Here is a 26616-nt window from a genome sequence, read left to right as displayed (position 1 = left end):
GAGGAGGACCGCCTTGGCTCCCAGGGAGCACGCGCACCCCGCCCTCTGCGACGTGGAACTGGTCACGGTGCTGTCGGCCCTGGCCGAACCGACCCGGCTGCGAATCGTGCGGATGCTCGCCGCGATGGAGGGCGAGCGGGCGTGGAAGGACATCGACTTGCCGATCGCTCAGTCGACGCTCAGCCATCACCTGAAGATCCTGCGCAACGCCGGACTCGTCCAGAACCGGAGTGAGGGCACGCGCTGCTACATCTCGCTGCGCGACGACGAGCTGGAGAGCCGGTTCCCCGGGCTGTTGGAATCCGTCCTGTCCTGTCGGGACGGGCTGGTGCCGGAGGGCACCCGCGACGCCTAGTTCGTGTTTTGTGCGGCATTCCGGGCCCGCGGCCGCCAGGCTGCCTCTCGCTGCGCCTCTGCGCCTCTGCGCCTCTGCGCCTCTGCGCTCGTGCAGCACGACCAGGCTGACGTTCGCACGTCGTCTTGCGAGAGATGGCCTGGCGACCGCTCGCTCACCCGAAAGCCTGCGAAGAACACTCGCTGGGCGGCGACTCTCCGGTGCCGGTGGGTGGTGGGACCGGGCGACGCTCGGGGCGCGCGGGGCCGCGTTCGACAGGGCGGGACCGGGACGTCCTGTCCGCATCAGTCGAGGTCAGCGCCCAGGCACAGCCGGACGGTAGCCGCGCCCGGGCGCTGTGCGTGCCAGCGTAGACGGTGGGTCGGGTAACGGCCAGTAACGACAGGTTCGTTCGCGCAGCGACACCGCGCAGAGGTCGTCGGGTCGCGGTCCTGTGGTGGGTGTGGAGGTCGCGCGGGGTCGTCGGCGCGCCGGTCGGGACGGACCCGACCGGCGTCGGTCGACTGTGGGGAGCGCTCACAGGCCGAGGCCGATTCGGTTCGCGCTCCGAGTCCGCCGGGGCCGCCCACGCGGTGGTCAGCCGGTCGTGGAGGTCAGGAGTTGTCCGGCGGCCAGGTCGCGGTACAGGGCGTCGTCGGCGACGAGTTCGGCGTGCTTGCCCACGGCACGTACCCGGCCCGCGTCCATCACCACGATCCGGTCGGCGCTGGTGACCGTGGACAGCCGGTGGGCGACCACGATGACGTTCGTGCGCCGTGCGGCTTCCAGCATGACCGCCTTGAGCGCACCCTCGTTGGCCGCGTCCAACTGCGAGGTCGCCTCGTCCATCAGCAACAGCCGGGGGCCGCGCAACAGGGCGCGGGCGATGGCCACCCGCTGGCGTTCGCCACCGGAGATCGTCACACCACGGTGGCCGATGGCGCTGTCCAGTCCGTCGGGCAGACGTCCGACCAGGTCGCTCAGGCGAGCCCGGTCCACGACGTCGGCCAGGGCGTCGTCGCTCGCTCCGGGCGCGGCCATCAGCAGGTTCTCCCGCAGGGTGCCGTCGAGGACCGGCGCGTCCTGTTCGACGTATCCGATCTGCGCGCGCAGGGCTTGCAGCGGCCATGAGCGTACGTCGACGCCGTCCAGCAGGACCCTGCCGGACGTGGCGTCGTAGAACCGTTCGACGAGGGAGAAGACGGTGGTCTTGCCCGCGCCGGACGGGCCGACCAGAGCGGTGAGCCCGGCTCCCTCCGCGGAGAAGGACACCCCGTGGTGCACCGGAGGGAGTTCCGGACGGTAGCGGAAGGCGACGTCGTCGAAGACGACCGTGGCGGGACGCTCGGGCGTGGTCGGAGAGAGGTCCGCCTGGCCACCCGGGTCATGTGGGTCGCTGTGCCCACGTGGAGCACTCGCGTCACTCGGCTTGCCGGTCCCACTGGCCATACCGGATCCGTCAGCCCCACCAGCCCCGCCACCACCCGCGCCGGTAGCGGTGGTCGGGACCCGGCCGGTGCCGGCGTCCTCCCGTTCGAGGTCGGCGACCTCGTCGATGCGCCGGACGGCGGCCAGACCGGTCTGCAACTGGGTGAGCGAGGACGTCAGGCTGCTGATGGGCTGCATGAGATAGAAGAGCAGCAGGAGGAACGCGATGAGGCTCGACACGTCCATCGCTCCGGTGGCCACCCTGGCGCCACCGATGGCAAGGATACTCAGGAAGGCGATGTTGACCGCCAGCCACGTCGCGGTGCCCGACACGGCCGTCCACCCCGCCACAGCGACCCCGCGGCGCCAGGACTCCTGGGCCGCCAGATCCAGACGGGCGATCTCGGCGTCCTCCGCGGAGGACGCCTTCACGGTACGGAAGGCGCCGAAGACCCGTTCCAGGTGGGAGCCCATCTCGCCCAGTGCCGCTTGGGCGGCCTGGGTCGCGGCGTCGATGCGGGGCAGCACCACGCCCATGAGCAGGCCGACCACCACGATCATCGCCGCGGTGACCAGGAAGAGCCGCCAGTCGAGGACGACCATGATCGCGACCCCGCCGACGAGCAGGATCGAGCTGCTGACGATCTCGGTCAGGCCGCTGGTGGCCACGGAGCGGAGCAGGGTGGTGTCGGCGGTCAGGCGCGCGACGAGGTCGCCCGGTTTGAGCCGGTCCACCTCGCTCACGCGCAGCCGGACGAGGGAGCCGACGAGGTTGCGGCGTACGTCGAGCACGATGCCCTGACCGGTGCGCTCGAGGAGGAACGCGCCGAAGGCGCCGATCACCGCGCCGCCGATGATGACCGCCGTCAGGGCCAGGACCGGACGCAGGATCGGCTCGCCCGCGCCGAGCGCGTCGATGACGTACCTGGCCATGAGGGGTTGGGCCAGGCTCGTCGCGCCGCCGAGGAAGGAGAACACGGTGCCGACCGCGAGCACGCGCCAGTGTGGTCGGGCGTAGTCCCACAATCGGCGCAGGGGCGCCTTGGGAAGCGCCTTCCCCGATGGGGCCGTCACGTCGTCAGTACTCAAGGAGCGCACCCTCGGGTCGATGCCGGAAACGCGTGGTCGATGCCTTTGCTCAACGTTTGCCGGACGTAGGGGGGTTCCGCCGTGGAGTCGGATCCTTGGGCGCCGGCCGGGCTACGGCTCTGCTCCGCGGCGCCGGGCCGCGAGTTCGCGCAGGGCGTCGAGGCGGACCGCCACCGGCGGGTGCGTGGAGAAGGCCCGTCGGCGCAGGGCGAGCCATCCCCGTCCGAAGCCGTCCCCACCCTCCTCGTCCCGCCGGTGCGGGCGGGTGTGCGGCAGGATCGACAGCGCGTCCATGGCCCGCAGACCGGGCAGCCCCTTGGGCTGGGACACGGGGATCGCCTCCGTCATGGACGCCAGCGCGGAGGCCAGGACCGTCGGGGCGCCGGTCAGCTCGGCGGCGGCACGGTCCGCCGCCAGCTCCCGGCGGCGCACCAGCCGCAGGACGACGATCTGGCTGGGCAGCGACGTGAGCAGGAACAGGACCACCCCGGCCAGGGTGGCGGGGAGGATCACGAGCGCCGCGCCGCCGAACAGGACTCGGCCCAGGAACACCGGCCCGAGCACGAGGACCCGCACGGGGACGGGGAACCGTCCGGACCGCCGGATCCGTTCCTCCTTCTCCTCCCTTTCCTTCACGGTGTCGAACAGCGGATTCCAGGAGGTCCCCGAGCGGACGGCGAGCACCCACAGGCCCTCGTCGGCCCGGTACAGCAGGTCCAGCGCCGACACCGGGAGATTGACCATCCACTGGCTCATCCCCTCGGCGAAGGCGATGACGCGCTGGTCGCGGTGGGTCAGGTGGGCGAGCTCGTGCGCCAGCACGGCCTCCAGCTGCCGGTTGTCGAGCTGCTCCAACAGGTCGGGGGTGACGTAGACGCACGCGGGGCCCTGGTCGGGGACGTGCGCCACGGCGTTGGGGCCCTCGGCCCCGTACAGGCGCAGGACCGGGCGCTCCTGGTCGGTCAGGGCGCACAGGCGGTCCAGCACCGCGTGGACGCGCGGGTCGTCGTCGCGCTCGATGACGAACGTGTCCGTGGTCGGCGGCTCGTTCTTCCCGAGGGCGTGCAGGGACTCGGCGCCGATGAGGGAGAGCCCGAACGGCACCAGCCCGAGCCACCAGGGGAGCCCCGCCCACCACAGGAGGGCGCACAGCGTCAGGCTGTAGGCCGCGGACACTCCGAGGACGAGGAGGAAGGCCCCCAGGACGGGCCAGGAGGAGCGGAACCGCGCGAACATGGGCGCCAGGCTACGGGGAACGCCGGGTTTCCGGCCAGAGGGTTGTTCGTGGCCGACCGGTCGCCGAAGGGTGTGCGTTGAGGGAGGCCACGGCCGGAAACGGCCAGGTCACTTTCGCTCGAGGCGTCTTGGCGGCACTCTTGCAGTCAGGGGTTCCGGACGCGTTCTGACTGGCCAGCGCGGGTGAACGGCCGAGCAAGAGCGGCGGGCGCCGGGACGGCGCATGGTGGGGCGGGGCGGGCTCAGGTGCCGGTCCGCGTCCCGGGACTCGGACCCCCGTCACTCGTCGTGAGCCGCGGGAACGGCCCGTAGGCACCAGGAACCACACGGAACTGGAAACCACGCAATGCCGTCATAGTGGGACGGACAGGTCAAGACTGAGAGGTTTCAGGTGTCATCCCCCGGAACACCCCGTCCGTTCCACGGAGTCCCGCGTGCCCCGCGCCCCGACCGTTCGCGCCTGGCGCGACCGCACCGGTGGCTGTCGCTGCGGGGCGACCAGGGACGCCCGTGCCGGTTCGCCGAGGTGACGCCGGAGGACCTGGGTGTGCACCGGTCCAGGTTCGGTGCCGGAGGACACGCTCCGTACGTGCGCCGAGAGGCCGACGAGGCGATCGCCGAGGCGCTGCGCGACGACGGCCGACGCGTGGTGGTGGTCTCCTGCCCGCGCCTGGCCGGCTCCACGCGGGCCCTGGCCCACGCGGCGCACGAGGTCCTGGGCGGCCACCTCGTGGTGGCCTTCCTGGACGACCCCGACGTCGAGTTGGCCGCCATGATCGACGCGGCGGGAGCACTCACCGGATCCGCGGCCACCCCGGCACCGGGGACGGTGCTCTGGCTCGACCGGCTCTCCGCACGCCGCTACGCCGAACTCGCCCGTACCGACCCCGCGCGCCTGCCCGAGGGCCTGCGGATCCTGGCCGTCGCCGACAGCGCGCTCGTCCGTGGCCTGCGCGTGCCGGCGGACGTCGAAGGGGCCATGCGCGCCCATGGCGCCCCGATCGAGCTGGGGCCGATCACCGAATCGGAACGCCGGCGGCTGCGCGCCGGCACCGACTACGCCGATCCGGAACTGCAGGCGCGGCTGGACGCCGACGACGGCACGCTGCTCGTGGGGCGGCTCCTGGTGGACCTGGGCCCCTTCCGGTCGGAGCTGCTGCCCGGGACCAGCGCCAATCGCACCGCCCTGCTGCGCGCGGTCACCGACTGGCGGCGCGTCGACCCGCCCACTCGTCTGACCTGGGACGACCTTGAACGGTTGTACCGCGCCTACCGCCAGGAGCTGACCGGAACGCCGCAGAGCGCGAGCGTGTCGGCGATCGGCTGTGAGGCGGCTCTGAAGTGGGCCGCCCGGGCCACGCACGAGCGTCCGGCCCTGGTGGAGGAGCGCTCGGACGAGAGCGGCACCTACTACAGCCCCCACCCCCTGCTCGCCGTCGTCGCCGACGAGTCCGGGCAGGACTGCGCGTGGCCCGTCGCCGACCCGATGTGGGAGCACGGCGACACCCGGTTCGAGGGGGAGGCGCGCCGCGACATCGGCTACGCGGCGATCGAGGCGAGGGCGCTGACCGCGGCCCAGCGGCTGTTGGGCCACACGGACACTCCGATGGACCCGGTGGTGCTGCTCTACCTGGGCCAGGTGCTCATGGACGCGGGCGACCTGGACGCCGCGCGGCACTGGTTCACCCGGGTCGCCGACCAAGGGGGAGGGACCGCCGACACCGTGCCGCTGGCCTACTTCGTGCTCGGTGGGCTGGAGGACGCCCGCGACGACGCCGTGGCCGCCCGGCGCTGGTGGGCGCTGGCGATCGACTCCGGGCACCCCGAGTGGGCTCCGGAGGCGATGGTCAGTCTCGGTGAGCTTGACTGGCGGCAGGGGGACACGGAGAGCGCCCGCCGCTGGTGGACGCGCGCGGCCGGAGTCGGGGCGGACGGCGACGGGGACCAGGGGAGCGGCCCTGGCGTGAGCGGACCCGGTCCGGTGTCCGGCGCGTCGTTCGAAGGGCCGTCCGGCGGGGCGGCACCCACGGCGGGCGCGTCGGACGCCGCGGCCGCGGCGATGTACAACCTCGCGGTCCTGGAGCACCGCGCGGGGGATCGGGACGCCGCGCGGGCCTGGTACACGCACGCGAGCGCTTCCGGGGTCGTCGACGTGGCCGCGAAGGCGATGGTCGACCTCGGCACACTGGACCGCGACCGCGGGGACGTCGACGGGGCGCGGGCGTGGTGGGAGATGGCTGTGCGGTCGGGCGACCCCACCGCGGCGCCCCGGGCGCGGGCTCGGCTGGAAGCGCTGGACCGGGTGGACGCCGTCGCCGAGCCGCCGGTGGAGAGCAAGGGCGTCGACTCCGCGCCGGTCGAGCCGGTCGAGCCCGCCCAGTCCGTCGAGCCACCGGTGCAGCCCGGGGCCTCGGCGGAGCCCGGGACACCCACCGTCCCCGAAGGAGCCGGTGCGACCGATGCCCCTGACCTGCCCACCGATCCGCGGGGCCTGCTCGACCAGGGCGAGAGCGCCGCCGCGCGGGGTGCGGCGGACACGGCCCGCGACCTGCTCACCCGGGCCGCCGAGTCGGGCGACCCCGACGTCGCGCCCCGGGCGATGAACGGGCTCGGCGCCCTCGAACAGGAACAGGGGGAGGTCCACGAGGCGCGCGCGTGGTACATCCGGGCCGTCAAGACCAAGGACGCCGATCTCGCCCCTCGGTCCCTACTGGAACTCGGGCGTCTGGACCACCGCCGGGGATGGTTCGAGAACGCGCGCACCTGGTTCGGGCACGTGGTGAGGACCGGGCACGCCGACGCGGCGCCGCACGCCCTCTACCTGCTCGCGCGCCTGGAACAGGACCAGGACGAGACCGAGGAGGCCCGGACGTGGTTCGCCCGGGCGGCCGAGTCCGGGCACCCGGAGTGGGCCCCCAGAGCGATGGTCGACCTCGCGGACCTGGAACACCGTCGAGGTGACACCGAGGCCGCCCGATCGTGGTGGCGGCGGGCGGCCGGATCCGGCCACGCCGACGCCGCCGCGCGAGCGGACCGGGCGCTCCACGACCTGGGACGTCCCTTCGACCACTGACGTCCGACCGCCGAGTGCTCCATCCGGCCGCCGCGTCGACCCCGCCTGCGGCGGGCCCTTGGGCGTGCGTCCGTACAGCCACGAGCCCGAGAGCGTCGGCCCCTACGTCGCCCGGGACGTCGACGGCGGTCCGTGAGGCCGGCCCCGCCCGACACGGCCGGCCGGTGAGAAGTGCCACAGGTCCGCTCAGGGTGAGCCTGGCGGACCGTGCGTGACCGTGGTCGTGGCGCGCCTCTCGGTCCCGTGCGCCGCGCACCACGCCGGACGTGGCCTTTATCCCGAATTGACCACGACCGCTCGGTGTATAGGATGCCCAGGCGGTCGCGGAGCGTCACATCGACGTCCGACGAGCTACCTCCCTTGTCTCCCCCTGGACGCGGTCCGGCCTGTGCGCCGAACCGCCGCTTTCAGGTGCCCGCGTTCTCCTAGAGAGGTAGAGATGACTCCTGCCACCGTCGGTCTCGCACTCCTGCTGCTGGGCGTGCTGCTGCTGATCTCGAAGCTCGTCCGGGTCAAGTGGAAGCTCACGCAGCGCCTGTACCTGCCCGCGTCGATCATCGGTGGCGCCATCGCCCTGCTCCTGGGGCCCGACGTTCTCGGGCGCCTGATGGGACTGCTGGCCGACCGGGGCATCGCCGAGGGGTTCGCCGAGCGCGCGGCCGAGGGCGGCCTGTTCGGCGTCGACGTGATGACGGTGTGGTCCTCCCTGCCCGGCCTGTTGATCTCGGTGGTCTTCGCCGGGCTCTTGCTCGGCAAGCGGATGCCGAGGATGCGCGAGGCCGTCGACCTGGCCGGGCCCAACCTGGCCTTCGGGATCAGCGTGGCCAGCGGCCAGTACGTCATCGGCCTGCTGCTGGCGCTGCTCGTGCTCGTGCCGGTCTTCAACGTGCCGGTGATCTCCGGCGCGCTGATCGAGATCGGCTTCCTGGGCGGGCACGGCACCGCCGCCGGACTGGGCGACACCTTCGCCGAGGTCGGCTGGGCCGAGGGCCAGGACCTGGCCCTGGGCATGGCCACCGTCGGCCTGCTGTCGGGGATCATCGTCGGCATCGTGCTGATCAACTGGGGCGCGCGCCGCGGCAAGGCCAGCGTCATCGACGCCGGCTCCAAGGGCACCGCCAACGAGCAGGCCGGCCTGGTCGAGCGCGAGAAGCGCTCCTCCGGATCGGTCATGACGATCCACCCGTCGTCCATGGACCCGCTGACCCTGCACTTCGGCCTGGTCGCCGTCGCCGTGCTCATCGGCCAGCTGCTCCTGATGGGGCTGCAGGCGGTGGAGCAGGCCCTGTGAGCCGACCGGATCGAGGTCATGGCCTACGTGCCGCTGTTCCCCATGGCGATGATCGGCGGCATCGTGCTGCAGCTGTTCATCGACCGGTTCGACAGGAACGGCATCGTGGACGAGAAGACGGTCGAGCGGGTGCAGGGCTTCTCCCTGGACGTGCTGATCATCGCCGCGATGGCGACGCTGTCGCTGCAAGCCATCGCCGACAACTTCGCCGCCTTCGCCCTGCTGACCGTGGCCGGTGTGCTGTGGTGCGTGTTCGCGTTCCTGTTCCTGGCGCCGCGGATGATGCCCAGCCACTGGTTCGAGCGCGGTATCGGCGAGTTCGGGCAGTCCCTCGGCGTCACCGCCACGGGCCTGGTGCTGATGCGTGTCGTCGACCCGGAGCTGAAGACCCCGGCCTACCCGGCGTTCGGGTACAAGCAGCTCATCTTCGAACCGTTCTTCGGCGGCGGGCTCATCACCGCGGCCGCGATTCCGCTGATCGTCAGCCCGCAGGTGGGCGCGGTGGGCTTCCTGGTGTTCATGGCGGTGGTCATGGCGGTCAGCCTGTTCATGGGGCTGTTCGTGCTGCGGCGCCGCCACCGCCGGGCGGCGGCCGGGGCGGAGGGGGCCGCCGCGGGCGGTCGCGCCGCGTCGGGCCGGACCTCCTCCGAGGTGTCCTGAACCGTTCCGGCCGGATCCGGCCACGGCCACGAGCACACGGCCACGAGCACGCGGTCACCGGCGTCGTCCCGGTCGGGCCCCGCTCCCGCGCATGAGTGCGGGAGCGGGGCCTTCGTCGTTGCGCTGTTCCGCCGCGGTCGGCGGGGACACGCCGATACGATGCGGCGATCTGAGGGGTGGTGGGGAGTTCGCACCGGATGCCGTACGGTCGTGGTGGTCTGGGTGGATTGTGGCCGGAATACCCCATGCAGTGCCGGCCGACCCGCTCTTCCCCCCGATCACCCGACTCGCGGTTCCCCCTGACTGAGAGAAGTGATGATGAGCCTCATCAAGACCCTGACCCGCCGTGTGACCGTGTCGGCGTCGGCCGCACTGCTCCTCCCCGCCCTGGTGGCGGTCCCCGCGGCGAACGCGGCGGCGCCGTCCGGAACATCGGTGGAGGAGGTCGAGATCCTGGTGACCAACGACCACGACATCGTCGAACTCGGAACCGAGGGCGAGTACGAGGACGTCGACGAGTACCTGGAGGAGACCGCCGAGGAGGCCGGGGACTCCGGGGACTCCGGAGTTTCGACCATGGGCACCGGGCTGGGCTACCTCAGCAGCGGGACCCTGAAGATCGTCACCTCGAACTGCACGGCGGCCCGGGTCTCCTACACCAAGAGGAGCGGATCGACGATCAGCGTGCGGTTCCGCGTGCACGGCAACAGCGGCTGGTCGTCGTACCCGTCCTCCTGGCGCCGCGTGGGCAGCGGGGACTACACGTCCGCGTACTTCTCGAACACGAAGAACTCCCGGCTGCGCGGCGAGATGCAGGTCTCCGGCCAGGGGAACTTCATCACCAAGTACGCCCCCTGCGCCTGACCGGCGGCCGCGGTTCCCGCCCGGGCCCCTGGCCCGCCGACACGCCGACACGCCGGCTCCGGGGACTCCCGGAGCCGGCGCCCGCCCTCACGGCGCGGGACTGTGCCGCGTTCGGGCGTAGGTGAGGCGCCGCAGCAGCACCTCCGCCGGACCCCGGCGGCCGGTGCGGCGCAGAGCCTCGGCCAGGACCACGGTGCACGACCAGGTCGCGACCGCCACCGCCGCGGCGCCGGTCGCGCCGAGCGTCGCGCCCAGCCCTCCCGCGTAGGGCGCGAACACGAGCGTGAACACCACCGACTGGGCCAGGTAGCAGGTCAGCGACCGCTCCCCGACCGCCGCCACAGCGCGCACGACCGGACCGCGCCGCTCCTGCCACCGCCAGGCCACCAGGGCGAGGACGGCCGCCCAGCCCAGGCCGCCGGGCCAGCCCGCGAGGTCGTGCGCGACCGCCAGCAGTGCCGCCGTGAGCGGTGACGCCTCGGGTACCAGGTGGGCGCCGGCGAGGGCGTCCGGCAGCCCGACGGCCACCGCGGCACCGAGCCCGATCACCGCCGTGCGCACCAGCAGCGCCCGGTGCCGCCCGGGCTCCTCCAGGAGGCGCCGCCGACCCGCCCACACCCCGAGCAGGATCATCGGCAGGGCGACCAGGAGCAGCGTGACCGGTGTGTAGAGCAACCACTCCTGGACACGTTCGAGGACCGCGAGCCGGAACACCTCCTGCGACAACGACGGCGCGCTGATCGATGCGTCCCCGCCACCGGAGGTCAGCAGGACCACCAGGGCGGTGTCGAGCGCGGCGGAGAACGCGGCGACCAGGCCGGCCGTCCACAGCAGGGTCCTGTCGCCGGCGCGGAGCAGTCCGACGAAGACCAGAACGGCCAGCCCGTAGGTGCCGACGATGTCCACCGGCAGGAACAGGGCGGCGTGCGCGAAGCCGATCGCCAACAGCACCCACCCGCGGCGGCGCAGCAGCACCCGGGCATGCACCCATCCGCCGCCCTGGGCGCGGACCCGTTCCAGGATCCGCACCATGCCGTAGCCGAAGACGAGGGCGAACAACGCGATCGCGCGCCCGTTGACGAGGGTGGACTGGACGAGCGCGACGGCCTGGTCGGCCACCGTCCGCACCGGGTCGGGGCCGATCAGGAAGAACTGCGCGTTGGCCAGGGCGATGAACAACAGCATGAACCCGCGCGCGAGGTCGGGCGCGAGCGAGCGGGCGGGGGAGGGAGCGGCCTTGGTACTCCCGACGTCGTGGGTCACGGTGACTCACCGGTCCTCTCGATCCGTGTGTCCACGAAGCTACGGAGATCGGGGCGCCCGCCCCATGGCCCTGGCGGGCCTGTTCTCGCTAGGGCTGGCCCTACCAACGGCGGTCGTGTACGTTGTTCGCGTGTCGCGTGCCTCCGACCAGAAGCAGTGGGCCGGTCGGTGGGTATGGAGGCACCACGAACATCCGGGGAGCCGCACTGTGAGTACACACACCGCGCACCGCATCTGAGCCGGAGGCGTGGCCAGTGACCTGTGCACTGTGACCACGTCCTGACGCGCCGAGCCTTCGCGGCCTCCCCGAACCCACGGACCTCCCGGCCACACGTGTGCCCGGGACTCCCACACACCTCACCCGTGCCCCGCACCGCCGTGTGCCGGGCCGCCGCGGGTGTCTTCGGGGCGGTCGCGCCACCCACACCATGAGCGATCACACCTGAGGGAGAACATTGACCCAGAACCCGTATGCCCCCGCCGAACCGCACGTCAGCGACTTCAACGTTCCCGTTGTGGCGGAGTTCCGCGCCAACGGCGGCCGTGTCGGCGGCATGTTCGAGGGCGGCGACCTCTTGTTGCTGACCACTGTCGGCGCCCGGTCCGGCACGGAGCACACCACCCCGCTGGGATTCGTCCGTGTCGAGGGCCGCCTGCTGGTCGTCGGCTCGGCGGGGGGGTCGGACCGCCATCCGGACTGGTACCGCAACATCCTCGCCCACCCCATGGTCACCGTGGAGCTGGGCACGGAGACGTTCGGCGCCGTCGCCGTGCCCACCGAGGGCGCGGACCGGGACCGCCTGTTCGACGAGATCGTGCGCCGGGTCCCGGGCTATGGCGACTACCAGAAGGGGACCGACCGGATCCTGCCCGTCGTGGCCCTGGAACAGCGCTACGAGGAGGCCGCCGGGGCGGCCACCAACTTCGCGGAGAAGCTCGTCGAGATCCACGCCTGGTTGCGCGGCCAGCTGGAGCACGTGCGGGCGGAGGCCGAGGCCTACCTCGCCGACCGTGCCGAGCGCTCGGACGGCGCCCCGCCGGCACCGGGTCTCAGCCTCCAGCTGCGCCAGCACTGCCTGGCCTTCTGCGAGTCACTGCACTTCCACCACGACAGCGAGGAGCTGATGTTCCCGCGGCTGGAGGAGAGCGACCCGGAGCTGGCCCGGACCCTGGACCGGCTGCGGGAGGAGCACCGCACGGTCGACCGGCTGCGCGGCGAACTGGAGGCGCTCATCGCCGACCTGCCCACCGCCGACCCGGAGCGGTTCCGCGCGGAGGTCGACCGGATGTCCGCGGAGCTGATCGCCCACCTCGACTACGAGGAGGCCGAGCTGTTCCCGACCCTGTCCGCCCTCCCCTTCCCACCCGTCGCCCACCAACGCTCCGAGGAGCGCTGAGCGGCACGCGGAGCTACCACCCTCAACGGAGGGGCCTTCGGCCCGCAGCCCTCTTGCCCGTCGCCCACCAACGCTCCGAGGAGCGCTGAGCGGCACGCGGAGCTACCACCCTCAACGGAGGGCCATGGGCCCGCAGCCCTTCCGCCCGGACCTCCGGCCTGGGCTGGTCGCTCAGCGTCCGTGGGGGTGGCGCTTGAATCCGTGGCTCGCGAAGCCGGTGTGCGACCGGTGGGCGGGCCACGGATTCGGGCCCATCATCGAAGGGCCGGACCTGGTCCCGTCCCTGATCCCGTTCCCGGTCGCGACCCTCACTCCGGGCCAGGACGCTCGGCGGTACTTCTGAGCAGGTTCAGGACGCGGTGGAGGTCCGCCCGGTCCTCGGATCGCAGAGGGGCCAGAAGCTCCTCGGCGAGCCGGTTCTGTGCCTCGTGCAGTCGGTGCATCCGGTCGCGGCTGTCGGCCGTGAGCCGGAGCAGCGTGGCACGCCGGTCATCGGGGTCGGGTTCCCGGGTGATGAGCCCTTCGCGCTCGAGGGCGTCGACCATGCCGGTGACGGAGCGCGCGCTGACCCCGAGGTCGCTGGCGAGCCTGCCCATCCGGGCGGGCTCCCGATCGCCCACGGTGACGAGGAGGCGGGCGCGGGCCTCGGACAGCCCGATCGACGCGCCGAGCAAGCGGTCCGAATGCAGGCACATCCTGTGGGAGGTATCGAAAAGCAGGGCGATGATCTCACGGGCGGAGACCGGCTCGGAAGCCGTGTCCTGACGGGATTCGGGTTGACGTCGAACGGCAGGCGTGTCCATACTCGACATATTACTGAACTTCCTCACTATCTGGAACCTCACTATGAGGCCTTTTAGGGTACGCCTGCCTCGGACGCGAAGGAACACGAGCATGTCGGAATCGGACTCGGCACTGGTGGTCGACGGCGTGTACAAGCGGTACGGCAAGGTCCACGCGGTCAACGGCCTGAGCTTCACGGCCGCCCGCGGCAGTGTGCTCGGACTGCTCGGTTCGAACGGCGCGGGAAAGACCACCACCGTGCAGATCATCTCCACCCTGCTCCCCTTCGACGCGGGGACGGTGACCGTCCTTGGACGGGACGTGGTGAACGACGCGCGGGACGTGCGCTCGCGGATCGGGATGACCGGGCAGTACGCCGCGCTCGACGACCACCTGACCGGATACGAGAACCTGGAGATGATCGGTCGGCTCTACCGCCTCACCAGAGGTAGCGCGCGTCGTCGTGCCACCGAGCTGATCGAGGTCATGGAGCTGACGCAGGCCGCGAAGCGTCTGGTCAAGACCTACTCCGGCGGTATGCGCCGACGGCTCGACCTGGCGGCGAGCCTGATCATCGCCCCGGAACTGCTCATCCTCGACGAACCCACCACCGGGTTGGACCCCTCCAGCCGACGCACCGTGTGGGGGCTGGTCCGTGACCTCGTCGGTTCCGGAACCTCCCTGCTGCTGACCACGCAGTACCTGGAGGAGGCAGAGGTACTGGCCGACGACATCGTGGTGATCGACACGGGGTCCGTCATCGCCCAGGGCTCTCCCGACGCACTGAAGGAGCAGGTCGGCGGTGCACGACTGGAGGTCCACATCGCTCCGGGAGCCGAATCGGCGGTCGCCCTCGACACCGTCGAGCGATTCGGCTCCGGACCGGCCGAAGCCGCCGCCGGACCCGGTGTGATCACCGTGCCCGTGAGGAAACGGGCGCGCTTGTTGGCCCGGGTCATGCGGGCGCTGGACGAGGCGGGCGTCGATGTCGCCGACGTGCACCTGCGCGAACCCACGCTCGACGACGTGTTCCTGTCCCTGACCGGCGACCGCTCGTCCGCCTCCCAGAACGCCTGAACCCGACGACAGGCCGGAGAGTGCCGTGGCCACCAGGGCAGAACCCGTCACCCCCGACCGTGCGCTCGCCCACGGGACGCTGCGGGGGGCGATCACCGACACCCTCGTGCTGACCGAGCGGAGCCTGCGGCACATCCCACGCATCCCGGAGCAGTTCGTCTTCGCGACGGTCAACCCGATCATCTTCGTGCTGTTGTTCCGGTACGTGTTCGGGGGCGCGATCCTCACCCCGGGGATGGGCTACACGGACTTCCTCATGGCCGGCATCCTCGTGCAGACCGTCGCGTTCGGAGCGGTCAACTCCGGCATCGGCCTGGCGGAGGACATGAAGCGAGGGCTCGTCGACCGGTTCCGCTCGCTGCCGATGGCCCCGTCCGCGGTGCTCAGCGGCCGAATCCTGGCCGACATGGTCCGCAACTCACTGATCATCGTGGTCGCCGTGCTGGTCGGGCTGGCGGTCGGCTTCCGTCCCTCGGCCGGGGCGGCGGGCTGGGCCGGAGGCATCGCCCTGCTGCTCCTGGTCAGCCTCGCTTTCTCCTGGATCTCCTCGCTCATCGGGCTGCTGGTGCGCAACGCCGAAGGGGTCCAGTCGGCCAACTACGTCTGGCTGCTCCCCCTGACCTTCGCCAGCAGCGCCTTCGTCCCCACCGACTCCATGCCCACCGGCCTGCGAGTGTTCGCGGAGTACCAGCCGATCACCGTGATCGTCGACGCCCTCCGCAGCTTCCTCCTCGATCAACCACTGGGGTGGCAGGGATGGGGGGCGTTCGCCTGGTGCTTCGCGATCGTCGCGGTCTCCGCGCCGGTCGCGGTTCGCGGGTTCCACCACCGCGCCACGCGGTAGCTCCGGGCGGCCCAGCCCGCGTGCCCGTCGACGCACCGGTCACCCGCCGAGGATCGCGCCGATGTTGACCTCCGTGCCCAGGAACATCGATCCGACGATGAGCAGCAGCAGCCCCGGCAACAGGGTCACCGCGGTCACCATCGTCACGCGGGGGTTCATCCGCTGGGCCTTGCGCCGCATGTACTGGGCGTCGGCGCGCCGCATGTCGAGGCTGATGTCCACGAGGGTCTCGCTGAGCGGGGACCCCAGCTCCTCGGCCTGCTGGATCGCGGTCACGAACTTGCTGAGCGCCTCGTTGCGGTTGCGCCGACGCAGAGTCTCGAAGGCCTCCCGGCGGGACGTGCCCAGGTCCATCTGTTGCAGGACCAGCGCGAACTCGTCGGCCAGCACCCCCGGCATGGACTCCGACACCCGGGCCACCGCGGCACGGAACGACATCCCGGCGCTCACCGTCACCGCGAGCACGTCCAGGAAGTCCGGCAGTTGCGACTGCACCTGGTCGGCGCGCTCCTGGCCCTGCACGTAGAGGTTGAGGTCGGTCAGCCCGGCGAAGGCCAGCACGATCAGTCCGATCAACGGGTTGCCCGTGACGAACATCAGCACGCCCACCGTGCCGTACAGCGCCACCTCGCCGACCTTGCGCTGGAGGTAGCGCTCCAGGGTCAGGCCGTCGGGGCGGCCCGCCGCCTCGATCCGCTCGGAGATGGACCTGCGCCGCCGTTCACCGAGGGAGTCCAGGATCGAGGGCGCGAAGGGCCGTCCCACGGCCTCGGTGATCCGGTGCAGGATGAACGTCTGCTCGCTCCTGGTCCGCGGCAGGTGCGCGGTCGGATCGTTCACCGGCACCCGGGTCTGGGACATGGTCATGTAGAGGCCGTAGCACGCCACCAGCACCACGAGCGCGCCGGCCAGCGCGGCCACGAGGGGGAAGAGGAAGAGCAGGTCACTCACCGGGGGCCTCACTACAGGTTGAACTTGGTGATGCGCGACACCAGGACGAAACCGATGGTGAACAGGGCCGCCACGCCCAGCAGCACCCCGATGCCCGCGACGGACGTGGTCATCACGCGCATGATGCCCGGCTCGATCGCGTTGATCATGAACAGCGCGCCCACCGACATGAAGCCCAGTGCCCACACGGTGCTGGTGGTCTCGCTGAGGATGGTCTGCACCTCGCGTCTGGTCTCCTTGCGGTTCTCCAGGGTGGTGGAGATGTTGCGCAGGGCGGTGACCAGCGAGCCGCCGGAGCGGGAGGCGACCACCAGGGTGGACACCAGAACCCCGAGCTCACGCGAGGGCATGCGCTCGCGCAGTTCGTTGACGGCGTCCTCCAGGCTCGCGCCGAGCTTCATCGACTCCGCCATGCGGCCCAGCTCCTCGCCCGCGGGGCCGTCCAGCTCGTCGGCGGCCATCGAGATCGCCGTCGGCAGGGCCAGGCCCGCCGAGGTGGCGTTGCCCAGGACCCGGGCCAGATCCGGCAGCTGGGAGGTGAACTCCTCACGCCGCTTGGACTCGGCACGGTTGAGGTAGGAGAAGAACAGGAACGCCACGCCCGCCGCCGCCAGGATCCCGAAGAACGGGGCGAGCACCTGCCAGACGACGACGACCGCCAGCAGGGACCCGCCGAGCAGGGCTCCCACGAACGTGGACAAGCGCACCTCCGCACCGGACCGGGCGATCCGGCGGTACAGCCGCGCGCCCCACTGGGTGCGGTAGATCGCCGCGTCCAGCCGGGCGGTGGGGGTCGCTGCCTCGTACTCCGCCTGGGCCAGGGCGCTGCGCGAGGCGATCAACCGCCGCTGCTCCGCGCTGGAGACGAACTCCCACAGCGCCCACAGGGCCAGGGCGAGGACCAGGGCGAGACCGCCGAGGATCGCCACGATCTGCCAGTTCAACGGGGACTCCATTCGGATCGGGGGGGGTGGGTCGTCCGGGGCGGGTGCCGTGGCCGCGGGCCGTCCGCGGAGGGGACCCCACGTCTCGCCCGGCGGCGCCTAGGGCGTGTTCGGTGGGAATCCGCCCGGGCGGCCGCCTCTCGTCCGGTCGTCGCTGACCACGCCGAACGCCGCCGGAATGGTCTCGCCCACGTGGTAGATCCGCCCGGCGACGTGCCGGGGCAGGGGATGGTGGCGGAACTCGCCCTCGACGGCGCGGTTGGCGGCCATGGGCAGTGCCTCGAACAGCATCACCGGGTCCAGGCGGAACTCCTCGCGGCGCCGGGAGGAGACCACGGCGATCTCGTTGACCCGGCGCGATCCGTCCGGCCACCGGCCCAGGTGCACGATCGCGTCCACGGCGTTGTTGATCTGGTCGCGGATCGCGTCGTAGGGCACGTGCCCCTCGCCCATGGTGGCCAGGGTCTGCAGGCGGTAGATGGCGTCCTCGGCCGAGTTGGCGTGCACGGTCACCAGGGAGCCGTCGTGGCCGGTGTTCATCGCCTGCAGCATGTCGATGGTCTCCGCGCCGCGGACCTCGCCCACGATGATGCGGTCCGGGCGCATCCGCAGGGCGTTGCGCACCAGGTCGCGGATGGCGATCTCCCCGCGCCCCTCGATGTTGGGCGGGCGCGACTCCAGCCGCACCACGTGGTCCTGCATCAGCTGGAGCTCGGCGGAGTCCTCGATGGTGACGATGCGCTCGGTGGTGGGCACGAACGCCGACAGGGCGTTGAGGAAGGTGGTCTTGCCGCTGCCGGTCCCGCCCGACACCACGATGTTGAACCGCGCCCGCACCATCGCCGCGAGCAGGATGCCGGTGGCGGGGTCGAGGCTGCCCATCCGCACGAGCTCCTCGACGGGGTAGGGCTTGGGGAAGCGCCGGATGGTGAGGATCGGACCGGACAGCGACAGCGGCGGGATGATGACGTTGACGCGCTCCCCGGTGGGCAGGCGGGCGTCGACCATCGGCGACGACTCGTCCACCCGGCGGTTGACCAGCGACACGATGCGGTCGATGGTCTGGTAGAGCTGCTCCTCGCCGTTGAAGGCCGCGTCCACCCTCTGCATGCGGCCGCCGCGCTCGATGAACACGTTGTCGGGCCCGTTGACCATGATCTCGGTGACGGTCTCGTCCGCCAGCAGGGGTTCCAGGACCCCCAGCCCCAGGGCCTCGTCGACCACGCGGCGGATGAGCAGGGACCGCTCGCGTTCGGACATCACCGGGCCCTCGCGGGTCAGGATGTGCCCGACGACCTTCTCCAGCCGGACCCGGCGCTGGGCGAGGGTCAGCCGGGTCAGGTCCTCCAGGTTGATCTCCTCCAGCAGGCGTCGGCGCCAGTGTGTGACGCTGCCGCTGTCCGTCCGCCCCTCGGCGGCGCGGTCCTCCTCCAGACGATCCTTCAGACCCATGGCCTGTGTCCCCCTTCCTCGGAGCGTGTTCGTCGGGCGCGCGCCCGGTCGCACGGCACCCCCGCGACCCCCTCGTCGCGCGGGCCCGCGGGCGGCCTCCCGTGCTCACACATCGGGCATGTCCACGCGCCGGGTCAGCGTGAGGTCGAAGCCCGCCGCGGAGAAGACGATCGGCAGCGGGTGGGAGACCTCGACGTAGAACCCCGCGCTGTCGTTGGCCGCGGCGGTGACGGTGGCGTCGTCCAACCAGGTCGGCAGGGCCGCGCGCGCCTCGGCCTCGGCGCCGCCCAGTTCCTGGGTGCCCGCGACCCTCGCCCCCGCGCGGGCGGCCGACTCCAGGCGTTCGGCCGCCACGAAGGCCAGGAACGCCTCGACCGCGACCACCGCGGTGACGAGCAGGATGGGGAACATCGCGGCGAACTCCAGGAGGGGGCCGCCCCGGTCCGCGTCGCGCCCACGGGCGCGCAGGCCGCTCACCGTGCCACCTCGCGGTGCTGGACCTCGGGCGGCGACTCCTCCGCCGACTCCTGCGGCGACGGGTCCGGTCCGGGCGGCCCACCGCGGGGCGCGACCTCGGCCACCACACCGGCCTCTCCGGTGATGTCCCAGGGCCCGGACGCGCCGGGCAGGAAGATCGGCATGGCGAGGCTCACCTGTGCGTAGCGCCGCCCGTCGCGTTCGACGACGGCCACGGTCATCACGTCGTCGCCGTCCCACGGGGGCCGGACCCGCTTGCGGGCCTCCTCGTCGATGCGCGCGGGATCGTCGGGGGTCACCGCGGCCTGGCGGGCGGCCTCGGCCGCACCGTGCGAGGCGTACATCGAGGTGAGGCCGAGCAGCAGCACCTGCCACACCAGGGCCAGCGCCAGCATGACGAAGGGCACCGCGGCGGCGAACTCCACGATGACGCCGCCGCGGTCGTTCCCGCGCCGACGTGTGCGCGGCCCGCGAGCCGAGGGGCGCTCAGACACCGAACCCACCGGGACCTCCACCGGGGCCGGGCGCACCGGGGATCGACGAGCGACCCGTCGGAGGCACGGGGCCGCCGTGGTCCGACATGTGGGCGGGCGCCCCGGAACCGTTGAGGAACCCGGAGACGTCACGGGTGGAGGGCACGGGTTCCGCGCGTGCGGCGAGGCGGGCCGTCAGGCCTCCGGGCGGTGTGGGCCCCGAACCGCCCTTGCCCCCGCTGCCCGGCTGGGCGGGCGCGTTGAGCAGGTCCAGCTCGGAGGCCAGGCGCGCGAAGGCCTTGCGCAGGCCCTCGTCGGTGACCTTGGAGGGGTCGCCGTTGTTCTCGCCGGGCTCCAGGGCGCGGTAGGCCGCCGGGACCGGGGTGCGCAGGACCTTGGTGCCCAACAGCTGCTGGAGGAAGTCCGGCTGGATCTCGTTCTTGCGGCTGTGCCGGGTGACGAGCGAGAACACGTCCTCGTGGGCGCGGATCTGCAGGCGCTCCCACATCGCCATCAGCCGCTGGGCGCCGCGCAGCGCCGGGACGTCGGGGGTGACGGTGACGACCGTGCTGTCGGCGAGCTCGACGGCCATCGCGGTGGCGTCGTTCATGGTGGAGCCGCAGTCCACGATGACCAGCTCGTACCGGGAGCGCAGCGCGCCCAGGACACGGCGGGTGGCGCGCGCGTTGACGTCCTCGCCGCGCTCCCCGTGCTCGGGGGCGAGCAGCACGTGCGGTCCGCGCGCGTCCACGTACAGGGTCTCGGCGAGCATCCCCGGGCTGATGTCGTCGCCGGCGTCGGCCAGGTCGCTGATGGAGCGGCGGTGGCGCAGGTTGAGGAAGGCGGGCAGGTCACCGGTCTGCAGGTCCAGGTCGACCAGGCACACCACCCGGCCGGCGGCCGCCGCGGCCATGGCCAGGTGCACGGCGCAGGTCGTGGTGCCCACCCCGCCCTTGGCACCGCTCAGGACCACGATCCGGCCGCGTACGCCGGAGGCCGGTACGTCCAGGGACGCCGACTCCAGGTGGCGGCGCAGGGTGCGCGACCACTCGGCGGCCTTGCTGATCCGGGTCTCCAGCTCGGCGATCCCGGAGTCGTCGGGGAGCACACCGCGGGCACCGGACTCCATGGCGCCGGTGAAGGTGTCGGGGTCCATCGTGGGGGAGACCAGCAGGATGGCGAGCTGCGGGTGGCGGTGGGAGAGGTCCCGTATGGCGTCGAAGACCGGGGCCGGGCCCAGGTCCTGGTGGATGAGGACCACGTCGATCTCCGGGTACTCCCCGGCGGCGTCGAGCAGCGCCGACGTGGTGGACCGGGTCGCCACGAGGTCGGCGGTGCCCAGCTCCTCGAACCGCGCCGCCAGGACCATCTCCGTCTCGGAGTTGGGCATACCGGCCAGGACTCGGAAGTTCAACGTCTACCCCTCTCGCGGCGCGGGCCGCTGGTCGGTCTGGTCCGTCCCTCCGGAGGCGCCGTCGAAGAGCTCGTCGAAGTCGCCGCTGCAGAACTCGGCGTCGCCGGGCGCTCCACCGCCCTCCGCGCTCACCAGGGCCAGCCGGAGCTTGGTCGCGAAGTCCTCCGCGTAGGCCAGCTGGAGCGCGGACGCCGGTTCCAGGCGGAAGGTCACCGGCACCACCCCGGAGACGCCGCCGCCCTCGTCCTCCTGCGTGCGCAGCTCACCGATGTCCAGGACCTCCACCTCGGTGATGACGCGCACGGCACAGGCCTCACCGTGGTCGCGGGGCTGGAAGGTGCCGTAGATGTCCACGACCGATCCGCGCCGGACCTTGCCCGCCACGCCCGTCTCGGCGTCCACCATGATGGCGATCTCGCGCTCCCCGTCGGTGAGCGTCGGCTGGGGCTGCACCATGCCGCGCTGCAGGTAGACGCCCGCCTCCAGGTGGGTGGAGGCGACCAGCTGCTGGTCGGTGGGGGTCTCGATCTCGCTGAGGTCGGTGATGAACACCTCGGGGTCGAAGTACTGGCTCGGCACCTCGACGCGCTCGACCGAGTCGGCGTCGACGGCCTGGTAGGCGTCCACGTCCTCGGCCAGGCGCAGGACCGTGTCGAAGGAGCCCAGCCGGTCCTGCTGGGCGCTGAGGTAGGTGAACACGGACGCGAACACGGCGACGGCACCGAGGGCGGCCACGACCATGAGCAGGACGCCGCGTCGCTGACGGGGGTTCATGTGGGGTATCCGTTTCCAGTGTCGTCGTGGGCCGTGCGCGTCCGGGAGGCGGCGCCGTGGGCGGCCCTAGCGGGAGTAGGTCCGGGGGATCTCGGGCCGGGGCGCGCGGCCCGTGAGCGGGGGACCCTCCTGCGGTCGGCCGAGGGTCCCGGGTGGATGGGCCGGTGGGGCGCCGACCACTCCGTGGGAGGGGCCGGGCCCGGTCCCGCGCAGGGGGTCGGGCACCGGTTCGGCGATCGGCGCCGGCATCGGTGTCGGCCGATGTCCGTTCGGGGCGGTGGACGCGGCGGTGGGCCCGCCGTTCGGTGCGCCGCCGACGGCTCTCCCGTTGCGCGGGGCGCGGTCCTGGGGGGCACCCGGCCCCGGATGCGGTGTGGTGGTGCGCGAGGACGTCCGGGTGGAGTTGGCCGCGCAGAACGGACACGGCTTGGCGGACATGGGCTCACCGCACCAGGAGCAGGCCGAGGCGCGGATGGAACTGGCGGCGTAGGCCAGGGCCTGGGGGTGTGCGCTGAGGGCGACGAACTCGACGTACTTGGGCGTGCCCCAGTACACGGGTCCCAGGGGTTGGACGGGCAGGGCGCGGGTCGCCACGGGCTGGATGGCCTGCGGCAGGTGGTCGTCGAAGACGCCGGTGTGGGCCGGGTCCGGTGTGGAGCACAGCAGTTGGACCGGTTGGACCGGGCGGAAGGGCAGGGTCGCGGCGACGTCGGCGGGCCGCATGCGCTGGACCTGCTGGGTCGGCGCGCAGTAGGCGAGGAAGGAGACCGAGGGCGCCAGGGAGCCCACGTGGTGCTTCAACGTCGTGGGGATGGTGGACAGCCCCGCGACCGTCCGCAGCCAGGCCCCGGCGAGCAGGTGCTTGGGCAGTTCACCGCACAGGGCGGCGACCATGCCCGGCTGGAGGTAGGGGGCGAGGTAGGCGAGCTGGTCGGCGACCAGGGACAGGGCGAGAGGGGAGAGGTCGAGGGCCATCCCGGCGATGTGGTCCGTGCGCAGGGAACCGCGGGCGAAGTTGATCGCCCGCTCGGCGTCGGTCGCCCGCCAGGCCGGATACAGCGCGACCACCTTGCGACCCGTGTCGATCTCCTGTTGGGCGAAGGCGACGAACGCGGCGCTGCGTTCGCCGATGCCGTCGCCGTGCATCGCGAACCGCCGCGCCCGGACCTCGCCCACGTGGCCCGTGCTGGGGATGTCCGCCAACAGGGCGACGGTCGACGCCGACCGCGGTAGGGCTGTGGACACTGGGCAAGCTCCATCGGTTCTGCGCGCTGGGGAGGGGTTCCGTGGACCGGAGCGGCACCTCGCGGGGTGATGTGACACTCGGACGCATCGTAACGAATGTGTGCCCGAGCGCGGGAGGGCTCGCGTTTGTCATGACCTGGTGGGTGTTCGGGCGGATGGCGGAGGTCGGGACGTCCGGTGTGCCGGGGCGCGGTGAGGGGCGGGCCGCTGCGGTGCTGGCCGCGCCGGTTCGGAACGCGACTGCGTTCGGACGTGCACCCACCGTGAGGGCCTGCCCGTCGTGGCCGCATGTGGCCATGGGGTGGACAAGGCGGGCCTGGGGTGTTGTGTGCGTACTTCGGTTGTTCGTGTGGTGATGGCACGCACATGCACTCCCGTCCCTTGTTCGTCAGTTGTCTGTCCCACCTAAGGATGCCCTTCCGCCACCCGGGTCACCAGGGTCGAAGGAAATCTGTGGACAACTCGATAGGGACGGCGCGGCCGTGCGACCTGCGAAAGCGGTGCAGCGGTGGCCTCGTGTGGCTTCTGAGTCGGGTGGGGCGCCTGGGGCCGCAGGAGTGCCGGTCGGCGCGCGGCCGTGGCGGTCAGGGCGGCGTGCCCGGCCCTGGGAGGGCGGCCGAGTGGCGCGAATCACAGGGGGAGTGGGGGGTCGGGGCCGCGAGAGTGCTGTCACCCGCGTGCCGCCGGGGGCCGGGTGCCGCGCGCCCGGGGCGGTGGTCATGCCCGAGGCCGTGTGCCCGGGGTGGTGAGTCGCGCGGTGCTGTGTGCCCGGGGTGGCCGCGTCCGCGTCCGCGCGCTCGGAGTGACGGGTCACGCCCGGGTGCTGCGCGCCCCCAGGTGCTCGGAGAGCACGGCCCTGTGGGTCGGCAGGGCCTCGGCGTGGACGCTCCGGCCCTCCTCGGTCGGCGTCACCGTCACCGAGCGCCGGTCGTTCGCGCACATCGAGCGCGTGACCAGGCCGCGCTTCTCCAGGCGGGCCACCGTGCGGGACAGGGCGCTCTGCGTCAGGTGCGTGGACGCGAGCAGTTCGTGGACGAGCCGCCGGCAGTCCGGGGCCTTCATCAGCAGGTCCAGTGTCTCGAACTCGCTGAGTCCCAGGCCGTGCCGCTGGCTGAGCTCACGCTCCAGCGCGCACGCGGTGCCGTGGTAGCAGGACATCAGCTGCCGCCATTGTTCGGCCAGGTCAGGGTCCGGGTCCGCCATCTGGAACATGCCCGGGAGTTTAACATGCGATGACATCATATGCATAGTCATTTAATGCGTGGACATTAGATGCGTGTGCATGTAATGTCCCCGGCATGTCCACAGCACTAGACCGACCCGCGTCCTCGCGTGGCCGGGAGGCCGACGGCTCCCGTTGGTCCCCCCGGCTCTGGGGCCTGCTCATCGTCCTCTCCCTCGCCCTCTTCCTCGACGGCCTCGACGTGTCGATGGTCGCCGTCGCGCTTCCCTCCATCGGCGCCGAACTCGGCCTGTCCACCGCCACCCTCCAGTGGGTGATCAGCGGTTACGTGCTCGGTTTCGGTGGATTCCTCCTCCTGGGCGGACGGACCGCCGACCTCCTCGGCCGCCGCCGGGTCTTCCTCATCGCGCTCGGCGTCTTCGCCGCCGCCTCCCTCATCGGCGGCCTGGTCGACAGCGGGACGCTCCTCATCGCCAGCCGCTTCGTCAAGGGCGTGGCCGCCGCCTTCACCGCGCCGACCGGCCTGTCCATCCTCACGACCACGTTCGCCGAGGGGCGCCAGCGCAACCGGGCGATGTCGGTCTACACCGTGTTCGGTGCCAGCGGCTTCTCCTCCGGCCTGCTCTTCGGCGGACTCCTGATGTCCCTCGGCTGGCGCTGGACCTTCTTCTTCGGTGCGCCCTTCGCCCTCCTCGCCCTCCTGGCGGGCCTCGCCCTCATCCCCAAGGACCGGCCCGACGCGCGCGGCGGCTACGACCTCGTCGGCGCGGCCACGCTGACGGCCACCATGCTCCTGCTCGTCTACACCGTCGTCACCGCGCCGGAGACCGGATGGGCGCACCCGGTCACGATCGCCTCCTTCGGCGGGGTCGTCGCCCTCCTGACCCTGTTCGTGTGGGTGGAGAACCGGGTCCGCCACCCGCTGGTCCGGCTGGGCATCCTGCGCAGCGGAACCCTGGTGCGGGCCAACGTCGGCGCGATCGCGCTGATGGGCAGCTTCATCAGCTTCCAGTTCCTGCTCACCCTGTTCCTCCAGCAGGCGCTGGGGCAGACACCGCTCCAGATGGCCCTGTCCCTGCTGCCCGCGGGCATCCTCGTGGTCGTCAGCGCGCCCTTCGCCGATCGGCTCATCAGCCGCTTCGGCACCCCCAAGCTGATCGCCGCCGGGCTGATCGCCCTGTCCACGGGGTACCTGCTGTTCCTGCGGGTGGAGCCGGAGTTCGCCTACCTCGGCATGATGCTGCCCACCGCCCTGCTGCTGGGGGCCGGCTTCGCCCTCGCCTTCCCGGCGATCAACGTACAGGCCACCTCCGGAGTCGACGACGACGAGCAGGGCCTCGCGGCCGGCCTGGTCCAGACCTCCGCCCAGGTGGGCGGGGCACTGGTCCTCGCCGTCACCACCGCGATCATCGCCGTGGACCACGCCACCGGCCAGGGCGCCGCGGGCGGAGCCGCGGAGATGCTCGTCCAGTTCCGGCCGGCGCTGGTCTTCGTCACGGCCGTCGCCCTCACCGGCGTGCTGATCGCCCTGTACCCGCTCCTGGCGCGGGGCCGCCGGTCGGCCGGTGCCCGGATCGCCGCCGACGCCGAGGCCGCGGACCGGTTGGCGGAGAAGGCGGGGGTGTGAGCGCACGAGCGTGACGGCGGCCCCGCCCCTGCCTCCGTGACCTCACCGCCCTCACCGCTCTCACCCGCCCTCAACCGGGGGCCTGCGGCCAGGGTCACTCCCGTCCGCGCGGTTGATCGGAGGACGGACGGGAACGAATCAGAGTGACTTCGCGTCATATCTTGAGAAGTCACACCCCCGGAGGAGAGCGACCATGCGCAAGGAAAACCGTTCCGCGGCGGGTGCGGCCGCCTGGCAGGTCATCCGGAACACCGACGGCCACATCTCGGTGTGGCAGCGGGCGGGCGCCGTCCCGCGCATGCTCGGCGCCCGGCTGCGCGGGCGCTACCAGCAGCTCAGCGGGGGCAAGCTGCTGGGGATGCTCGCTCTGGCGGTCTACATCGTCTCGCCGATCGACTTCGTTCCCGAGCTGTTCGTACCGCTCCTGGGACTGGCCGACGACGTCGGCGTCGCGGTGTGGCTGACCACGATGGTGCTCGGGGAGAGCGAGCGCTTCCTGCGCTGGGAGCGCGACGTCCAGGCCCAGCAGGCCTTCCAGCGGGCCAACCCGTCCGAGTCCGGTCGGGGCGACGGTGCCGCTCCGCGGGCCGACCGGCCCGGAGCCGCCGACGCCCGCGCCGAGCACACGGACGCCGAGCACCTGCGGCACTGACCCGACCACCCGGGGCCCCGCGCGATCCGCGCGGGGCCCCGGCCTGTCAGGGGCGAGTCCCACCACGAGCCCGGGCGGGACGGTC

General features: G+C 72.2%; 21 protein-coding genes and 1 pseudogene. 9 read left to right on the top strand and 13 right to left on the bottom strand.

The genetic code is table 11. The features are described 5' to 3' along the window. Nucleotides 1-13: 13 nt before the first annotated feature. On the top strand, nucleotides 14-355 hold the full coding sequence (locus HNR10_RS07860) for an ArsR/SmtB family transcription factor (RefSeq protein WP_179822051.1): 342 nt from the start codon (nucleotides 14-16) through the stop codon (nucleotides 353-355). Nucleotides 356-931: 576 nt separating this feature from the next. Here HNR10_RS07860 and HNR10_RS07855 read toward each other — a convergent pair. Then, entirely contained in the window at nucleotides 932-2851 is a 1920-nt protein-coding gene (locus HNR10_RS07855; RefSeq protein WP_218897661.1) for an ABC transporter ATP-binding protein, read from the bottom strand. Between the two features lie 111 nt (nucleotides 2852-2962). Beyond that, nucleotides 2963-4087, bottom strand: a complete 1125-nt coding sequence (locus HNR10_RS07850; RefSeq protein WP_179822049.1) for a M48 family metalloprotease — start codon at nucleotides 4085-4087, stop codon at nucleotides 2963-2965. Nucleotides 4088-4676: 589 nt separating this feature from the next. On the opposite strand from HNR10_RS07850, the gene HNR10_RS31960 reads away from it, so the two are divergent. From HNR10_RS31960 to HNR10_RS07835, 3 genes and pseudogenes are all read left to right on the top strand, one after another. Beyond that, entirely contained in the window at nucleotides 4677-7160 is a 2484-nt protein-coding gene (locus tag HNR10_RS31960) for a tetratricopeptide repeat protein (RefSeq protein ID WP_179822047.1), read from the top strand. Nucleotides 7161-7599: 439 nt separating this feature from the next. Beyond that, a pseudogene (locus HNR10_RS07840) lies at nucleotides 7600-9111 on the top strand (sodium/glutamate symporter). A gap of 318 nt (nucleotides 9112-9429) precedes the next feature. Then, nucleotides 9430-9975, top strand: a complete 546-nt coding sequence (locus HNR10_RS07835) for a hypothetical protein (protein WP_179822045.1) — start codon at nucleotides 9430-9432, stop codon at nucleotides 9973-9975. A gap of 87 nt (nucleotides 9976-10062) precedes the next feature. On the opposite strand, the gene HNR10_RS07830 is transcribed toward HNR10_RS07835, so the two are convergent. Beyond that, nucleotides 10063-11238 (bottom strand): DUF418 domain-containing protein, encoded by a 1176-nt coding sequence (locus HNR10_RS07830; RefSeq protein WP_312889160.1) that lies wholly within the window; start codon nucleotides 11236-11238, stop codon nucleotides 10063-10065. Nucleotides 11239-11693: 455 nt separating this feature from the next. Here HNR10_RS07830 and HNR10_RS07825 point away from each other — a divergent pair, with 455 nt between their 5' ends. Then, nucleotides 11694-12635: a nitroreductase/quinone reductase family protein gene (locus tag HNR10_RS07825; protein ID WP_179822043.1), complete on the top strand. Its 942-nt coding sequence runs from the start codon at nucleotides 11694-11696 to the stop codon at nucleotides 12633-12635. 308 nt (nucleotides 12636-12943) lie between these two features. Here HNR10_RS07825 and HNR10_RS07820 read toward each other — a convergent pair whose 3' ends face one another. Continuing rightward, entirely contained in the window at nucleotides 12944-13438 is a 495-nt protein-coding gene (locus HNR10_RS07820) for a MarR family winged helix-turn-helix transcriptional regulator (protein ID WP_179822041.1), read from the bottom strand. Nucleotides 13439-13529: 91 nt separating this feature from the next. On the opposite strand from HNR10_RS07820, the gene HNR10_RS07815 reads away from it, so the two are divergent. Further along, nucleotides 13530-14495, top strand: coding sequence for an ATP-binding cassette domain-containing protein (locus HNR10_RS07815; protein ID WP_179822039.1), 966 nt, complete (start codon nucleotides 13530-13532; stop codon nucleotides 14493-14495). 25 nt (nucleotides 14496-14520) lie between these two features. Further along, the gene (locus HNR10_RS07810; RefSeq protein WP_218897659.1) at nucleotides 14521-15339 is read left to right on the top strand and encodes an ABC transporter permease; all 819 of its coding nucleotides are present in this window, start codon (nucleotides 14521-14523) and stop codon (nucleotides 15337-15339) included. A gap of 39 nt (nucleotides 15340-15378) precedes the next feature. Here the strand turns inward: HNR10_RS07810 and HNR10_RS07805 are convergent, their stop codons facing one another. The 9 genes from HNR10_RS07805 to HNR10_RS07765 form a co-directional block, all read right to left on the bottom strand. Next, a complete protein-coding gene (locus HNR10_RS07805; protein WP_179822037.1) occupies nucleotides 15379-16290 on the bottom strand; it encodes a type II secretion system F family protein in 912 nt (303 codons plus the stop codon). Between the two features lie 11 nt (nucleotides 16291-16301). After that, the gene (locus HNR10_RS07800; protein WP_179822036.1) at nucleotides 16302-17234 is read right to left on the bottom strand and encodes a type II secretion system F family protein; all 933 of its coding nucleotides are present in this window, start codon (nucleotides 17232-17234) and stop codon (nucleotides 16302-16304) included. 99 nt (nucleotides 17235-17333) lie between these two features. Continuing rightward, nucleotides 17334-18686, bottom strand: a complete 1353-nt coding sequence (locus HNR10_RS07795; RefSeq protein ID WP_179822034.1) for a CpaF family protein — start codon at nucleotides 18684-18686, stop codon at nucleotides 17334-17336. 105 nt (nucleotides 18687-18791) lie between these two features. Continuing rightward, on the bottom strand, nucleotides 18792-19163 hold the full coding sequence (locus HNR10_RS07790; protein WP_179822032.1) for a TadE/TadG family type IV pilus assembly protein: 372 nt from the start codon (nucleotides 19161-19163) through the stop codon (nucleotides 18792-18794). Further along, nucleotides 19160-19588 (bottom strand): pilus assembly protein, encoded by a 429-nt coding sequence (locus HNR10_RS07785; protein WP_312889482.1) that lies wholly within the window; start codon nucleotides 19586-19588, stop codon nucleotides 19160-19162. The genes HNR10_RS07790 and HNR10_RS07785 overlap by 4 nt, the downstream gene beginning before the upstream one ends. 61 nt (nucleotides 19589-19649) lie before the next feature. Continuing rightward, on the bottom strand, nucleotides 19650-21050 hold the full coding sequence (locus HNR10_RS07780; protein WP_179822030.1) for an AAA family ATPase: 1401 nt from the start codon (nucleotides 21048-21050) through the stop codon (nucleotides 19650-19652). Between the two features lie 3 nt (nucleotides 21051-21053). Further along, nucleotides 21054-21824, bottom strand: a complete 771-nt coding sequence (gene cpaB / locus HNR10_RS07775) for a Flp pilus assembly protein CpaB (protein WP_179822028.1) — start codon at nucleotides 21822-21824, stop codon at nucleotides 21054-21056. 66 nt (nucleotides 21825-21890) lie between these two features. Further along, entirely contained in the window at nucleotides 21891-23069 is a 1179-nt protein-coding gene (locus HNR10_RS07770; protein WP_312889158.1) for a hypothetical protein, read from the bottom strand. 810 nt (nucleotides 23070-23879) lie between these two features. Then, nucleotides 23880-24281: a MarR family winged helix-turn-helix transcriptional regulator gene (locus HNR10_RS07765; protein ID WP_246406108.1), complete on the bottom strand. Its 402-nt coding sequence runs from the start codon at nucleotides 24279-24281 to the stop codon at nucleotides 23880-23882. 86 nt (nucleotides 24282-24367) lie between these two features. On the opposite strand from HNR10_RS07765, the gene HNR10_RS07760 reads away from it, so the two are divergent. After that, nucleotides 24368-25879 (top strand): MFS transporter, encoded by a 1512-nt coding sequence (locus tag HNR10_RS07760; protein ID WP_179822026.1) that lies wholly within the window; start codon nucleotides 24368-24370, stop codon nucleotides 25877-25879. A 193-nt stretch (nucleotides 25880-26072) separates the two neighbouring features. Further along, nucleotides 26073-26531: a YkvA family protein gene (locus tag HNR10_RS07755; protein ID WP_179822024.1), complete on the top strand. Its 459-nt coding sequence runs from the start codon at nucleotides 26073-26075 to the stop codon at nucleotides 26529-26531. The last annotated feature ends 85 nt before the right edge of the window (nucleotides 26532-26616 follow it).

The sequence above is a fragment of the Nocardiopsis aegyptia genome (assembly GCF_013410755.1).
Taxonomy (GTDB): Bacteria; Actinomycetota; Actinomycetes; order Streptosporangiales; family Streptosporangiaceae; genus Nocardiopsis; species Nocardiopsis aegyptia.
This window is presented reverse-complemented; position numbering and strand designations above follow the sequence as displayed.